Origin of the sequence: Streptococcus suis, from assembly GCF_002960445.1 — a bacterium.
Taxonomy (GTDB): Bacteria; Bacillota; Bacilli; order Lactobacillales; family Streptococcaceae; genus Streptococcus; species Streptococcus hyiners.
Genome location: NZ_POJD01000204.1, coordinates 26,137 through 38,954, shown reverse-complemented (window position 1 = coordinate 38,954; position 12,818 = coordinate 26,137). Strand labels below are relative to the sequence as shown.

General features: G+C 37.8%; 12 protein-coding genes and 1 pseudogene. 2 read left to right on the top strand and 11 right to left on the bottom strand.

The window, feature by feature from the left end; translation table 11 throughout:
• Positions 1-13: 13 nt before the first annotated feature.
• Positions 14-1,195, bottom strand: a complete 1,182-nt coding sequence (locus C1G53_RS08345; RefSeq protein WP_105118352.1) for a pyridoxal phosphate-dependent aminotransferase — start codon at positions 1,193-1,195, stop codon at positions 14-16.
• Positions 1,192-1,689: a DUF5590 domain-containing protein gene (locus C1G53_RS08340; protein WP_105118351.1), complete on the bottom strand. Its 498-nt coding sequence runs from the start codon at positions 1,687-1,689 to the stop codon at positions 1,192-1,194. Before C1G53_RS08340 ends, C1G53_RS08345 begins: the two co-directional genes overlap by 4 nt.
• A gap of 123 nt (positions 1,690-1,812) precedes the next feature.
• On the opposite strand from C1G53_RS08340, the gene C1G53_RS08335 reads away from it, so the two are divergent.
• Positions 1,813-2,256, top strand: coding sequence for a MarR family winged helix-turn-helix transcriptional regulator (locus C1G53_RS08335; protein ID WP_105118350.1), 444 nt, complete (start codon positions 1,813-1,815; stop codon positions 2,254-2,256).
• A 137-nt stretch (positions 2,257-2,393) separates the two neighbouring features.
• Here C1G53_RS08335 and glf read toward each other — a convergent pair whose 3' ends face one another.
• The 4 genes from glf to C1G53_RS08315 all read right to left on the bottom strand — a co-directional run bounded on the left by glf (position 2,394) and on the right by C1G53_RS08315 (position 6,441).
• A complete protein-coding gene (gene glf / locus C1G53_RS08330; RefSeq protein ID WP_105118349.1) occupies positions 2,394-3,512 on the bottom strand; it encodes a UDP-galactopyranose mutase in 1,119 nt (372 codons plus the stop codon).
• An 18-nt stretch (positions 3,513-3,530) separates the two neighbouring features.
• Positions 3,531-3,776, bottom strand: a complete 246-nt coding sequence (locus tag C1G53_RS08325; protein WP_105118348.1) for a hypothetical protein — start codon at positions 3,774-3,776, stop codon at positions 3,531-3,533.
• Between the two features lie 12 nt (positions 3,777-3,788).
• Positions 3,789-4,721, bottom strand: a complete 933-nt coding sequence (locus tag C1G53_RS08320; protein WP_105118347.1) for an Rpn family recombination-promoting nuclease/putative transposase — start codon at positions 4,719-4,721, stop codon at positions 3,789-3,791.
• Positions 4,722-4,947: 226 nt separating this feature from the next.
• Positions 4,948-6,441, bottom strand: a complete 1,494-nt coding sequence (locus tag C1G53_RS08315) for a nucleotide sugar dehydrogenase (RefSeq protein WP_192873116.1) — start codon at positions 6,439-6,441, stop codon at positions 4,948-4,950.
• 289 nt (positions 6,442-6,730) lie between these two features.
• On the opposite strand from C1G53_RS08315, the pseudogene C1G53_RS13365 reads away from it, so the two are divergent.
• Positions 6,731-6,926 (top strand): annotated as a pseudogene (locus C1G53_RS13365) (hypothetical protein); the annotation flags it as partial.
• Positions 6,927-7,007: 81 nt separating this feature from the next.
• On the opposite strand, the gene C1G53_RS08310 reads toward C1G53_RS13365, so the two are convergent.
• From C1G53_RS08310 to C1G53_RS08290, 5 genes are all read right to left on the bottom strand, one after another.
• Positions 7,008-7,697 (bottom strand): sugar phosphate nucleotidyltransferase, encoded by a 690-nt coding sequence (locus C1G53_RS08310; RefSeq protein ID WP_105118346.1) that lies wholly within the window; start codon positions 7,695-7,697, stop codon positions 7,008-7,010.
• Positions 7,698-7,708: 11 nt separating this feature from the next.
• Entirely contained in the window at positions 7,709-8,629 is a 921-nt protein-coding gene (locus tag C1G53_RS08305; protein ID WP_105118345.1) for a DMT family transporter, read from the bottom strand.
• Complete coding sequence (locus tag C1G53_RS08300; RefSeq protein WP_105118344.1) at positions 8,622-10,211, bottom strand: NTP transferase domain-containing protein; 1,590 nt, start codon at positions 10,209-10,211, stop codon at positions 8,622-8,624. The genes C1G53_RS08305 and C1G53_RS08300 overlap by 8 nt, the downstream gene beginning before the upstream one ends.
• Positions 10,212-10,412: 201 nt before the next feature.
• Positions 10,413-11,504 (bottom strand): glycosyltransferase, encoded by a 1,092-nt coding sequence (locus tag C1G53_RS08295; protein WP_105118343.1) that lies wholly within the window; start codon positions 11,502-11,504, stop codon positions 10,413-10,415.
• A 230-nt stretch (positions 11,505-11,734) separates the two neighbouring features.
• Positions 11,735-12,784, bottom strand: coding sequence for a hypothetical protein (locus C1G53_RS08290; protein WP_004194951.1), 1,050 nt, complete (start codon positions 12,782-12,784; stop codon positions 11,735-11,737).
• Positions 12,785-12,818: the final 34 nt, after the last annotated feature.

Genomic DNA, 12,818 nt, shown 5'->3' with positions numbered 1-12,818 from the left:
ATTTTTCCTCTTTTTATTTTTTCATAAATGTATGTAAACGAGCGACCGCTTCTTTGAGTGTATCCATATCTGTCGCATAGCTGAGGCGGATATTTTCAGGAGCTCCAAAACCAGCACCTGTCACCATTGCAACTCCCACTTCTTCCAAAATGGCAGTGGTAAATTCAGTCACATCTGTGTAGCCCTTCATTTCCATGGCCTTTTTGACATTAGGGAAGAGATAGAAGGCACCTTCTGGCTTGATCACTTCAAAACCAGGCACTTCTGCCAGCAAGGGATAAATGGTATTAAGCCGCTCTTCAAAGGCCTGACGCATGGTTTCTACCGTATCTTGCGAACCTGTAAAGGCTTCAATGGCCGCATACTGAGCAGCAGTTGTTAAATTCGATGTTGTCTGTCCGACAATCTTGCTCATGGCCACAATGATTTCAGGATTACCAACCGCAAAGCCAACCCGCCAACCTGTCATGGCATAGGCCTTGGCCACTCCATTGACAACAATAGTCTGCTGGCGAATGCTTTCTGAAATGCTTGAAATCGGTGTGAAGCTATTTCCATTATAGACTAAACGACCGTAAATATCGTCTGCCAAGATGAGAATGTCATGCTCCACAGCCCAGTTTCCAATAGCTTCCAATTCCTCACGACTGTAAATCATACCCGTCGGATTAGAAGGACTATTGAGCAAGAGAACCTTGGTCTTATCTGTCCGAGCTGCTTCCAGCTGGTCAACTGTTACCTTGAAATTGTGCTCTTCCGTCGCAGTGACAAAGACAGGCACACCTTCGTTCATCTTGATTTGGTCAGCATAGGATACCCAGTAAGGCGTTGGAATGATCACCTCATCACCAGGATTGATGACCGCCGCAAAGAAGGCATAAAGAACAAACTTAGCACCTGTCGCAAGAACGACTTGATTGCGTTCGATGGAGTAGCCGTAGAAATTCTCAAAGTAGGTATTGACTGCGTCCTTCAATTCTGGAAGTCCTGAAGCCACCGTATAAAAACTCGCCTTGCCATTTTCGATAGACTGAATAGCAGCTTGCTGGATATTTTTCGGTGTGACGAAGTCTGGCTCACCCAAGGTCAGCTCTAATATATCACGACCTTCTGCCTTCAAGGCCTTGGCCCGTGCACCTGCTGCCAGCGTGACACTTTCTTCCATTTCTAAGACACGTCTTGATAACTTGCTCATAAGCCCTCCTTCTTGACAAAACTTCCTGTTTCAAACTCTACTAGATAATAGGCTGTCCCAGATTTGACTTCCCAAATTGGCTTGCCATCCCGCAAGCCTAGAATAGTTCGCTCTGCTTGGCCAGCACCATTTTCCTTGGCAATAGCTTGCGCTTCTTCTTGTGAAATACCCTGAGTCAAAGGATAGACATAGACTATATTAGAAGCCTCTGGAACCAGCACTGCAATCTCCTCTCCCTGACTATTGGCACCGAGTACACTAAAATAGGTTTCTGTTCCATTGTAGAAAGAAAAATCCTTGACAGTTTGTAAATCTGCATATTCTGTAGCTACTGCAACTGCGTGACTACGCGCCTTGTTGAAGGGTGCTGCAGCCATATCCCAAATAGTAAAAATTGAAAAAGTTACAACACTGAGGAGGATAAAAGAGCCAAACACCAACTGCCCAGTCTTAGAAGCCATCCACTCCAAAAGTTGAAATATCTTTTTTTCCATAGTAGTCCTATTATACTACAAGTCACAAGAGATTTCCATTCTTTCAGCAAGTGAATAAGAATTTTACAGACATAATTTGCTATTTGACTTGCATATAGGACTAATTATTGCTAAAATATTCTCATGAAAACTGTTGAACAATCTTTAAATGAAAACAAGAATGCACTCCATAGCCTTGTCGTCTTTCGCAGAGCTGCTAATACCATCTCAAAATCAGAGTTAGAAACCATCAAAAAATACGGACTGACCGTCTGTCAGTTTGGCGTGATGGAAGCACTTTACAACAAGGGTAACCTCCGCATTCAAGACTTGATTGATAAGCTACTCAGCACATCTGGAAATATGACAGTCGTCATCAAAAATATGATACGAGATGGATATGTCTATAAAACCAGTGACACAAGCGACCGTCGCGCCTCCCTGATTGCCTTGACAGACAAAGGACGCCAGACCATCGAAGCAATCCTACCAGAACACTACGATCATGTCGGACATATTTTCTCTGTATTAAGCCCAGAAGAACAAGAACAGCTGGCAAACATTTTGAAAAAATTTAAGAAAGAATGACAAATCCCAAAGCCTACACTTTGGGATTTTGATATATTTTGCTCGACACAAAACCTGATTAGAACTTGAAAATAGACAATATATGGCCATAAACTTTGTTATACAAGAAATTTGACCTACCTATGACACCATTCTAACTATCCCAAAGGTCCTACTTCATTTCTGACACACTGCAAGGCTGCTCCGATAACCTGGTGCATATCGTAGTAACGATAGTGACCTAGACGACCACCGAAAATAACATTCTCTTGTTGTTCTGCAAGGCGTTTGTAGGATGTATAGAGTTTGTTATTACGGTCATTGTTTACTGGATAGTAAGGCTCATCCCCACGTTTCCAAGTCTTCGAATACTCACGTGTAATAATGGTTTTTTCTTGTGTACCAAACTCGAAATGCTTGTGTTCGATGATACGAGTATAGGGTGTTTCGCTATCAGTGTAGTTAACAACCGCATTACCTTGGTAGTTTTCCATATCCAAGACTTCCGTTTCAAATCGGAGGCTACGGTACTCCAATTCACCTAGTTGGTAATCAAAGAATTCATCAATCATACCTGTGAAGACAACTTTTGGATAGCTTGTCAAGTATTCTTCCTTATTAGCAAAGAAGTCAACGTTTGTCTCCACTTCGATATTCTCATGAGCCAACATTTTTTCAACAATCTGCGTGTAACCACCGATTGGAATACCTTGATAGGTATCGTTGAAATAGTTATTGTCATAAGTCAAACGCACTGGCAAACGACGGATGATAAAGGCTGGCAACTCCGTACATGGTTTTTCCCACTGCTTTTCTGTGTAAGACTTGATCAATTTTTCATAGATGTCTGTACCGACCAGTGAGATGGCTTGTTCTTCCAGGTTCTCAGGTGTTTTACCACCCAAAACAGCACGCTGCTCAGCAATTTTAGCTTCAGCTTCAGCAGGAGTAACTACACCCCAAAGCTTGTTAAAGGTATTCATGTTGAATGGAAGGTTGTAAATTTCACCCTTGTAGTTGGCAACTGGTGTGTTGGTGTAGCGGTTGAATTCCGCAAATTGATTGACATAGTCCCAGATTTCCTTTTCAGAAGTATGGAAAATGTGTGCACCATACTCATGAACCTGGATGCCTTCTACTTCTTTGGTATAAATATTACCTGCGATGTGGTCACGTTTTTCAATCACCTTGACCTTTTTGCCTTTTTTAGCTGCTTCATGGGCAAATACGGCACCAAACAAACCAGCACCAACTACTAGATAGTCGTAATGTTTCATATATTTTGTATTTTTCTCCTAAACCTGATGATTTTGTGACAGTTGATCGATTTGTACAGAAGATAGACCGGTCAACTTTTCAATCATTTCATACGAAAAACCTTCACGCAACATTTGATAGGCGACATCTATACGACCTTTCTCCAAACCTTCTTCTAAACCTTCGGCTCTACCCTCTTCCTTACCTCGCCGTCTACCACGTATGTAGGAGCTTTCCAATTCGCCAAAGTGGTTGGAAGCATTACGTAACCATTGATCTACCATTTCGATTTCCTCTTAAACCTGATGATTTTGTGACAGTTGATTGATTTGATCTGAAGATAGACCGGTCAATTTTTCAATCAGTTCATACGAAAAACCTTCACGCAACATTTGATAGGCGACCTCTATACGACCTTTCTCCAAACCCTTCTCCAGGCCTTCTTCTAAACCTTCTGCTCTGCCTTCCTCCTTACCTCGCCGTCTACCACGTATGTAGGAGCTTTCCAATTCGCCAAAGTGGTTGGAAGCATTGCGTAACCATTGATTTACCATTTCAATTTCCTCCTCTGTCCATGTGTTTCTATCCAGCAGGTGTTCTGCTTTTTCAATAACATCTGATGTAGATTGACTAAATGCTCGGTTGGCGAAAAATTCTATCCATTGGCGCTGATTTTTCTCTAGCTGACCCTTGCGGAATTTTTTTAGTTCAATAATGACCATTTCAAATGGTTTTCTCAATTCTTCATGTTCGCCAAATGGCAATTCCAAGACTTGACCTCCATCTTTTTCAGTCAGTACAAAACTGTGAATCGGCTGGTCATCATCAAAATACTTACTGGCCACTAAGGCAATCGAATAAATCGGCGAGATTTTATCATACATATCGTGTGTCTGTGTGACCTTGTCACGAACATTGGGCAAGTCCTTAACCAAATGCTGGCAGGAATAGGTCCATAAGCGCTTGATAAAACTGTTTTGATAGGCAACCTGTATCTCGATAATAACTTGCGTCCCATCATCCATACGAGCCAAAATATCCACCGTAGTACTAAAGTGGCTAGTCCTTTCCTTTCTCACATCCGCAATGGTTCCATTCAAAATCAGAACAGACTTGGGGCGAAAACCTAGAAAAGTATTGATGAAATCAATGGTGATTTCATGGTCATTGAAAATCTTTTTTGCAATAATGTCAGCCATAGGACTGACTGCCTGACGGCGTTTTGTCATCTACTCTCCTCCGAATAAAGTAATCGAGAAATACTCCCTATCTATTTATTCGGAAAAGTTTCTAGTTATATTATAGCACGGTAGCCAAATTTTTCAAGTCACTTTCCTATTACAGCAACTACTAAAAAGCGTCCCAAAGCCATCTTGACTATGGAACGTTTTCTACTTTACCTGAAGAAAGAATGAAAATTCGTCCTATCCACATGCAAGTTCAAATCCCCTATATTTAATCCCTCCTAAAAATATCCCGCGTATAGACCTTGTCAAGAACATCATCCAAACTCAAGTCGTATCGGTTGGCGACAATAGCTTGACTCATTTCTTTAAATTTCTTAAGATTGTTGACGACTTTGGAGCCAAAAAATGTCGTCCCGTTCTCTAGGGTCGGCTCATAAATGATCACTCTTGCTCCCTTAGCCTTCAAGCGCTTCATAACTCCCTGGATAGAACTTTGACGGAAGTTATCAGAATTACTCTTCATGGTCAGACGATAAATTCCTATCGTGATATCCTTTTCTTGCTGTTGCGAATAGGAATCATGTTCTGAGTAAGCATAGTAGCCAGCCATCTTCAGTACCTGGTCAGCAATAAAATCTTTTCTAGTTCGATTGGCCTCGACAATAGCAGACATCATATTTTGAGGTACCTTATCATAATTAGCCAACAACTGCTTAGTATCTTTTGGTAAACAGTAGCCACCGTAGCCAAAGGAAGGGTTATTGTAATGTTCACCAATTCGAGAATCCAGACCAACACCTCTAATAATGGATAAGGTATCAAGTCCCTTTAACTCCGCATAGGTATCCAATTCATTGAAGTAAGAAACACGCAATGCCAAATAAGTATTAGCGAATAACTTAACTGCTTCTGCTTCTGTTGACCCCATATGAAGGATCTCAATATCTTCCTTCAAGGCACCTTCCTGTAGTAAGGCCGCAAACTTTTCTGCACCCGCAATAACAGTTTCACTATCATTTTTCTCATAAGAAACAATGATTCGTGAAGGATAGAGATTATCATAAAGAGCTTTGGATTCTCTTAAAAATTCCGGACTGAAAATGATATTTGGAGTACCAAATTTCTGACGAATTGCTTGGGTATATCCAACAGGAATAGTTGACTTGATAACCATCAAGGCGTCAGGATTTACTTTCAAGACAGTCTCGATCACCTTTTCAACATGGCCTGTATCAAAATAATTTTTCTCACTATCGTAGTTGGTTGGTGCAGCAATCACAACAATTTCTGCATCTTTATAGGCTGTTTCTGCATCTAGTGTTGCTACCAAATTCAGATCCTTCTCTGCTAAATACTTTTCAATATAATCGTCCTGAATAGGGGATTTTCTAGCATTGATCAAATCAACCTTTTCAGGAATCACATCCACAGCCACAACCTGATGATGCTGAGCCAAGAGAACAGCATTGGATAAACCAACATAGCCTGTACCTGCGACAGCAATTTTTGTCTTTGAAACTTTGGTCACTGAAGAGTTTTTACTACTCGAAAAGAATAAAGAAGCCAGGTCAAAATCCAAGACTTGAGCCAATCTTTCAAGCTGAGGAATGGATGGAATATAATCCCCCTTCTCAATCCTACTGATCATGGCACGATTGATACCGGTCGCGTCCGCTAGTTCCTGTTGGGAATAGCCATACTGTTTTCTATTTTCGAAGACTATTGATTTTAACTTTTCAATTGAAAATATACTGTTGCTCATCCTAACCCCTCATCAAAAAAATGATATACAGAGTATACCATTTGTTGTTTATTGTTGCAACAAATTAATCAATACTAAAGAACAAATATTTTCGTAACAGCTAACGTTGCAAATTAGTAAATTACCTATCAAATCACTTAAAGTTTTTAATATTCAACAATTTTACATTAGAATCAGGAGGTAAGAAAGTATCTCACAATACTTTTACAATTTGATTCCCAATGATTGAAAAACCAAATTTACTATAAAATGATTCCGTGATTCTTCATCTATTGGGAAATTAGAATTTGACCAAACTAAGAGATCGAACACTCTAGAGTTGCCATATTCCAACACCAAACAGGAGGCGACCAATACTCATAGAAAAGTAATAAAACGAAAAGCATTTGATTTTAGAAACTTTGATAAGAAAATAGTTTTGCCTGGACATAAAGAAGGAGAAAACGAAAATTCGGAGCCCACTACATTTGACAAAGAGTCAATAATTCAACACACAAATTAAAGTATACTTTTGACAGTTGAGTGTAATACCACCTTTGTAACCTTCTTACAATAAAAACGAAAAGCTATTTCTTCAGATTCAAAAATTCATTTATTTTCTCTAAATCCTCTAGATTATCAATTTCAAATACATCATCAGAACTTATTTCTTTTTTATAAACTTTTAATTTCTCTAGATTTTCTTTAACTAGATCATCCCAGTATAAAGTTCTGAAATTTTTTGATGTTATTGCCTCTTCAAAAAGATTATTCAAAATTTGACCAGATTCTTCATCCCAGTAGGAAACTCCAGAAAGAATTGTACCTTCACCACTATCAATAATAATTTCTTTAACCATACCATCTGCATCACATTGTAGCAACCATTCATCTTTAAATCCTCGTTTATAAGCTGAAAAATATGTAGAAACTGTCACCTTAGCATCTAAGAAGTTGGTGTGTAGATAATTATCCGCATCAATTACATAGGCGTCACTCAAAAATTCTCTCACAAGATACATAGTGTAAAAGTTATTATAAATATCATACTTATCGTTGTGAATTAACTTAACTCCATATTTCTTTTCTAAAAAGCCAAACTTTTCTGCCAAGTATCCTGTAACAACAATAATTTCTGAAATACCGATTTCGTTCAAAAATAAAATTTGTCGCTCTATTAATGTCTGCCCTCCAACTTTAATCAAAGATTTAGGGGTTGTTAATGTCAAGGGTCTCAGTCTAGTCCCCATTCCTGCTGCTAAAATAATCGCTCGCATAGATTTACCTCTTAGTTTTTTATAACAAATAATGTCCCAATAATGATGAGTATGCTACTAATGACTAACTTTATATCTAATTGTCCTCCAAAAAGAAATAGTGAAAAAATGACTGTCCAAATCGAGTACGTCACATTTAAGCCTGTCGCTTTTACAGGACCAATAGTATCAATAGCTGAATAATAAGATAGATAGGAAAGAGTACCAATAAGTGCTAGACCGATAGTAAAAAGAATCGATTGTGAAGCAATAATGGTTGATAGACTGTAGATAACATCACCTTCTGCAACCATAAATAACAGATAGACTACACTTGAAACCCACTGCCTAATCAATAAAGCTTGTTTCGGCGAAATATCATCCTTCATACCGTAAGCGGTAATAACACTTTCCGAAGCCCAACCCAATACACATAACCCTGCTGCCAAGAAGCCAATGAAATCTCCTCCTGCATTAGAACTCCCACTATAACCAAGAAAAATTACAGCTACCATCGTCAAAGAAAGTCCAAACCACCCCCGTTTGGTCAAATAATCTTTTAACAAAATCGCCCCCAATAAGGCTGCGATAGCAGGATACAGGGCAGATATTGTTGCAGTTAGCCCCGTCCCTAACTTTTCTACCGCATACAGATAAGCTCTCATCCCCAAAGGACCTGCAAACAATGCCGCTATCATTACAAAATAAGCACTTCTACTTTTTAGTTTTTGAATTGTCATTTTGAGCTGACCTCTGACAGCTAGGTCAGAAGTTAAAAAAGTTGCTGAAAAAAAATCATGAAAAAATGCTAACAGTAAAGTAGAGGACAACATCTTATCATCTCCAGAAATGAAGGGGCTCATCAATAAAATCAATCCATTCAAAGATGTATCTAAGCCCCAAAACATCCCAGACAACAGACCTTGTATTGTCCCTTTTACACGATTATTCATATATCCCCCGTTTTCTAAGTTCGGTAATCAGCCAAGAACTATATTCTCTTGCAAAGTCATATTGTTTCTTAGCATAATCTCCAAAGTCCACACCTAGCATATGCTTATACTCACACCAATTGCTCCACAACAAGCCACAGGATGCAATATAGCAGTAAATTTTCAAGCGAATCTCTTCTGAACAATTATAGTCAAAATAGATATCAATCAACCGATCAATCTCTTGCTGATTGTACAAAGAATAGATACAGAACATAGCAATATCAACATGAGGATCCTGCATACCTGCATACTCCCAGTCGATTAAACGAATTTCTTCCTGATCTTCTTTGGAATAAATCAAAAAATTGTCTGGAATTGCATCAATGTGTGTCAAAACCTTCTTCTCGATATGCTTTTCAATAAATTCAGAGAGATTAAAAACCTGTTTCTTTACCTGATCGTAGTCATCATATGTAGATTTATTACCATTACGCAATGACTCATAAAAATCTATTTGAGCAAATATATCAAACTCATGTTCAACTTTTAACTCTAAGCTATGAAAATCCCGTAATTTAGACATACATATTTTCAAGTCAGATAAATCATTTGGATCACAGCTCCTAGCACTATCCATAAATCTAGTAATTTTATAACCATTAACTGGATTCAGATAAATGATTTCATCACATATTTCTTTTCCATTCAATCTTCCATAGACCATTGCTTCTTGTTGGCGATCGATAAGCAAGTCAGTTCCCTCACCTGGTATACGCATAATATACTTCTCACCTTTACAAGAAAATAGAAAAGATCGGTTGGTCATCCCTTTTTTCAAAGCAGTTATTCCACTGATATCTTTTGTTTCCACCTGCAAAGTTTGACAGATAATATCAACAACCTCTGACTGTAGATGTTCTGAATGACTATCTAACTCTCTTAAATCCTCAAAAGTATTGATTTGCCTAATACTATCCAAGGGGACAATTTTGGGGCGAATCCACAATGACTGACTGTCATAAAGCGCTTCTTCCCAAAATGCTGTTTTCGCCAACTCACTATCTGCTATTGCATGCAGTGATTGTCTAAGTTTTACCCCATCTTTATGATCAATATAAGCAATACCAGTCATAGCACCCCAGTATTCCTTCTTACGGCTTTCCCAATCCTCATAGATCATATAGTAAGAGTCCGTTTCATCCGATAGAAACGGATTTGTTCTACACCAAATATCGCTAGGTAGAATAAAAGTATTAGAAATTTTCTCTGAGACCAAGAAAAGAGAGTACAAATTATTACTCTCACAATAATCTGCATTTTCTACCAAAATGATATCATACTTCTCCTTTAAGTAGGTTAACTCATCCTTCATATAGCCTACAACAACTGTTATAGACTCCACCCCAGCTTCTCGTAATTGTCTGATGAGGCGTTCAATAACCCTTTCACCATTGATGGACAATAAGGCTTTTGGTCTATCAATATTTATCGGAATCATTCGTAGACCGAACCCTGCAGCAAGGATAATGGCAGAACGCGGCACCTGTCCTTCTGGTTTATTATCGATTGTCAAATCATCTATACACTTCTCTTTAATCAATATTTCGACCTCCTACTCTATAGCCCTATCACCATAATCCAATGCCCCTGTCATAAGGTGTATCAATATTCAACAACTTATAACTGCTATTTTTATGTTATAAGTTTTTTAATTAAAAACTATAAAATAGATTATGAACTCCTGACCAAAATTTTATCAATAACGACCGCCAAATAAAAGAAGGGCTCTAAGCATCCATCTTTACCCATTTTTCGATATTTCCAAGACAGCAAGTAACCTAGAAATTCTCTCAGAAGCAGAAAATTTATGTTTTGTATGCACTAGCCTCTCTTTCCATTCTTCAACCTGATTTTGATGTTCAATGACGTACTTCATGCCCTCATATAGGTCGTCATCACTCATTCCAACTAACATGCCACTTTTTGCAGCATCAATAATCTCTTTTCCGCCACTCACGGAGGTCGTCAAGACAGGAGTCCCTAACATTATAGCCTCTGAACAAGCGGTGCTAAAACCTTCTGCATATGAGGAACATACAAATAAATCTGCTTTTGATGTAAATTTATGTGGGTTTTTCTGCGCTCCTATAAATACTACCACCTTCTCCAGTCCATGCTCTTGCGAATATTTCACTAATTCACCATGTTGTGGTCCATCTCCAATAAGCCATAGTTTAAATGTGTAACCTTCATTCATTAAACGTTCTACAATCTTCAACAATCGTAAGTAACCCTTTTCCTCAGAATGTCTTCCAACAGAGACAAAAAGTAATTCCTTCGGAATTGCCAAGTCTATTTTTTCTTCTCCAAGTTTACACACCACATTATTATCGATAGGATTGTAGCAATACTCCACAGGCACTGCACATTGCAATTCCTTAAAGAGTCTATCTGCATTTTGCTTTGATACACAAACTACTCTATCGGCTTTTTTATAATATTCTTTAAGATGTAGTCCCTCATCATAACCATGCATCCATACATAGTGTTTTGACTTCACACTACTTGATGATACAACCGCACATGTAGCCAAACCATATTGAAAGCCAATCTCTATTTGATACCTATCACGCCCGAAAATCCAATCATGTAATAGAAATGCTGGAACTAGATTTAAAATTGTCGACAAGCCTCTAAAGTAAAAACCCAAAATCGGTTTTACTTTAACCTTTTTGTTTATATCTTTTAAAATACTCTTGTCAAAATTAAAAATAGGTCTCAGTGTTACTTCAACCATTCTAGTATCAGCTAAATAGTTTGCCATTGCAATAGCTGATTGAGCTACACCGTCTGAATAAGTCAAATGATTAAATGAAAAACAGATTGTTTTCATATTTATTACGTATTCCTTCTAACTTTATGGAAGGGACATTAAAAGTTATATCCCTTATTTAAATTTAGGGCACCTCTATAAACTCCCAAAATTGCGAATTTGGAGTTACGAAAACCTTGTTAAATCAACATTTTAAATTTTAGAAAATTAGTTTTTAGAGATTCCCTTTATTCTATGCAAAACCAGAAATGGCTTCTTCTAGATCTTTTAAAGACATTTAGCCATAGCTATCAGAATATTTTCCCATCTTCTTGTTTTACTCCTGGAACGGCATCACTGTTCACTTCATCAAAGGGATATAAATATTCAGCTAACCTTTCTTCAATAACTTTAATCTCTACTTCAATGTTATGTTTTTTCCAAATCTGAGTATTATTAACTGATTGTTGTGGATTAAATTTTTTGAATTGCATACTGTGTAGTGAATTATCCAGACCAGTTAGCATCTCAATCTTCGCAACTGTTTCATCATATTTATAAATCATATCTTCAAAACGTAATTTAATGACCTGATTAGTATTATAACTTTCTACTTTCCCACTTTTACGCGTGTATAGAAACCAGTCGCAGAAAGTATTTACATCATCCGTTGGACAAATATTCTCTTTCCAGTAGAAGCGGTTACTTGTGTAAACATCTCTTGGATCGCGGTCAACAATAAAAACGGTGATATCATCAGAAAAGTAACGAAGAATTCGATTGAGATTCTGAGATGGAACCAACTGATCAACCTCTAAGAATGGCAGTCCTTCTGGATTAGCCGCCTGCATTAACGAAGCAACATAGTTCTGAACAGATTCAATGAACTTTTCCTGCGAAGGGTGCGAACAAAATATTCGTTCTCGGGATAGAATACTCTTTTTCCCATTTGTTAATTTTCGTAATATCTTATCCCATTGAATCAATATATAATACAGTACTTTTCCTTTGTCATATACATCATAGAACCACCAGCCAGGATATGAAAAATCAATTATAGAATCAATGAACTTTCTAGTCAACTTCATGTATTGATTGTTGAAAAAAGGCTCGTACCTTGCATTGAAAAAGGTACCGGCATTGAATTCCGATAATCTCTTAAAGCGCTTTAGAGCATGACCTGCATTGTGCCTGTCATGGCATTCACATAAATAATGTTCTAAATCAGAAACACCATCAATATCATATAAAAAGCGAAACTCATAATTCGTCAAATCCTTCACACAGGAGTACTCCGCAACCAAGTCTGTCAATGCACTTGAGCCGCTACCATAAAAACTTGCGCAAGTTATTATTTTCATTCTACTATATCCTAACTAAAGCATAATTAAAATC